Below are 2,341 nucleotides of genomic sequence, written 5' to 3'. Positions count from 1 at the left end.
GGACAAGCGCAAGGCCGGCACACCTTCAACAACCATGAAATAACCCAGCGGGCCTAGGGGGTCACTTTTATTTCGGCGTTCTACGCCCAAAGGGGGTCACTTTTCAGTCGGCGTTGACAGCCATCTGGGGGAAAGGACGCTCCGCCAGTTGGACGAGGCAAGCGTACACCAGCTGAATAACGTGTCACTGACACGTGCAAACATTAGCGACATGCAGCTCTATCTGCTTCAGGCTGCCACGGCTTTGAGCGACGAAGAGCCCACACGACTCGCGATGCTGCTTGAAGAGTACGATGCTGCCAAGCATATAGCGGAGCAGCGCTTCAGCGTCTATCTCGACTCGCCTAAGGATGATGACCAAAGCGTAGCTTTCGAAACCAGCCTTCAGGCAGCGCTTACCACTCTGCTGGCCAGCTTGGAGCAACAGAGAAGCGCGCTCGCCATGGGCGATAGCGTGGCTTTTCAGGCCCTGATCACCAGAGTCGAGGAGCAGAAGAATACCTTTCGGAGTGAAAGCAGGCGTTTCTCCGACTTCGCAGACGAGCATGTCGATGCGTTAATCGATAATTACGAATCTACGGTGGCGTTTCTCGACTTGATAGAAATCATCGCTTTATTGTCTTCAATATTGCTCATCGTCTTGGTGCGCATTGCAATGGTGCGGGTGATTGTGCTGCCTCTACAGGAAGCCGTAGAGCACTTCGAGCGAATTGCCAAGAGCGATCTTTCTCATCGCATAGCCGATCGCGGTCGTAACGAGATCGGCAAGCTGTTTTCCGCCATGCAGCACATGCAAACCGGCCTCGGCCAGACCGTGGCCACCGTGCGCTCGAGCAGCGGCTCGATTCACGTCGGCGCCAGGGAAATCTCGCTGGGCAACACCGACCTTTCCTCACGTACCGAAGAGCAAGCCGCCTCGCTGCAGGAAACGGCTGCCAGCATGGACCAGCTGACCGCAACGGTTAAGCAGAATGCCGACAACGCCAGACAGGCGAGCACCCTCGCCAATGATGCCTCGACCACCGCCGGTCGGGGCGGCGAGGTAGTCGATGAAGTAATCGACACCATGCACGGCATTACCGAAAGCTCGCGCAAGGTCGTCGAGATCATCAGCGTCATCGACTCCATTGCCTTCCAGACCAACATTCTGGCACTCAACGCTTCCGTCGAAGCGGCGCGAGCCGGTGAGCAAGGTCGGGGGTTTGCCGTCGTTGCCGGAGAGGTACGCAACCTCGCCAGCCGTAGCGCCGAAGCAGCCAAGGAAATAAAGGCACTGATCGAAGCGTCGTCCGAGCAGATTCACAAAGGCTCGACCCTGGTCGAGAACGCCGGCACGACCATGCGCGAGGTGGTTGCATCAGTGCGCCGTGTCACCGACATCATGGATGAGATTTCCGCAGCTTCCCAGGAACAGAGCAGCGGTATCGAGCAGGTCAACATGGCGGTTTCGCAAATGGATCAAGTCACACAGCAGAACGCCGCTCTGGTGCAGGAAGCCTCGGCTGCTGCCGCCTCGCTGGAGGAGCAAGCGGCTCAGCTCGAGGCCGCAGTGGCGACCTTCCGTCTAGCTGAAGACACCAGCGACACTCAACGCCGTCCTGCGATCGAAACCCGCCTATCACAGGCAAGCGGTCAGTCTGTCTCGCTTCGCCACAACGCTACTCCGGCACACCGACCCAGGCTCGCCAACAGCAGCACCGTAGCCGAATGGGAAGAGTTCTAAGCGGCTTCAAGCCGTTGTGCCTGAGGTGCCTATTCCCACTTGCCCGGCCTCGTGCCGGGCTCTTCTTTTCGGACTGAGATCCTTCCTGGTCTCTTCTTCGATGTCATCCCCCACCTTTTCCAATCTCTCCTTCAGGCCTTCCATCGAGCGATCGATATTACGCGCAGCACTATCGCCTGCTTCAGGGGCTTTGGGGGCGTCACAGCCACCAAGATTGCCTAAAACAAGCAACACGAGTAAAACCGGCAGTAGGATTTTTTTCACAGTCATCGTCCTTGGCCACGCCGCTAGAGTGGCGCTGTTTAAATCGACCGCCTTTCTCCGCTCACGTTCCCAGGCTCCACGAAAAGGAACGAAACTCTTCATCTTGCTCACATTGAAGCTGGCCTACAGTAGAGGGAAGCTCAGCCCTGTGCCCATGAAAAAACCCCGAGCTCGGCTGAGCTCAGGGTTTGGATAGATAAGGGGCCTAAACGACGAAACCCCGACCAGTTGGCCGGGGTTTCTGAAGAAGTGCCTGACGATGACCTACTCTCGCATGGGGAGGCCCCACACTACCATCGGCGCTGAGCGGTTTCACTGCTGAGTTCGGCATGGGATCAGGTGGTTCCCACTCGC

The 2,341-nt window shown here is 57.6% G+C and carries 2 protein-coding genes and 1 rRNA gene; 1 reads left to right on the top strand and 2 read right to left on the bottom strand.

Going from position 1 to position 2,341, the window contains the following annotated elements; genetic code table 11:
• The first annotated feature begins 124 nt into the window (after window positions 1-124).
• A complete protein-coding gene (locus HOP58_RS22690; RefSeq protein ID WP_267963569.1) occupies window positions 125-1,723 on the top strand; it encodes a methyl-accepting chemotaxis protein in 1,599 nt (532 codons plus the stop codon).
• A 6-nt stretch (window positions 1,724-1,729) separates the two neighbouring features.
• Here HOP58_RS22690 and HOP58_RS22685 read toward each other — a convergent pair whose 3' ends face one another.
• A complete protein-coding gene (locus HOP58_RS22685) occupies window positions 1,730-2,089 on the bottom strand; it encodes a hypothetical protein (protein ID WP_234261894.1) in 360 nt (119 codons plus the stop codon).
• Between the two features lie 149 nt (window positions 2,090-2,238).
• A 5S ribosomal RNA gene (rrf, locus tag HOP58_RS22680) occupies window positions 2,239-2,341 on the bottom strand; the annotation flags it as partial.

It is taken from the genome of Halomonas sp. MCCC 1A11062 (genome assembly GCF_021404355.1).
In the GTDB taxonomy this organism is placed as follows: domain Bacteria; phylum Pseudomonadota; class Gammaproteobacteria; order Pseudomonadales; family Halomonadaceae; genus Halomonas; species Halomonas aerodenitrificans.
The sequence above is the reverse complement of the archived record's forward strand: the minus strand, read 5'-3'. Positions and strand labels throughout refer to the sequence as shown.

Bases quoted from the DNA above. Each gene is read 5' to 3' on its own strand.
- HOP58_RS22685 (WP_234261894.1), bottom strand. From the start codon at position 2,089: ATGAAGAGTTTCGTTCCTTTTCGTGGAGCCTGGGAACGTGAGCGGAGA.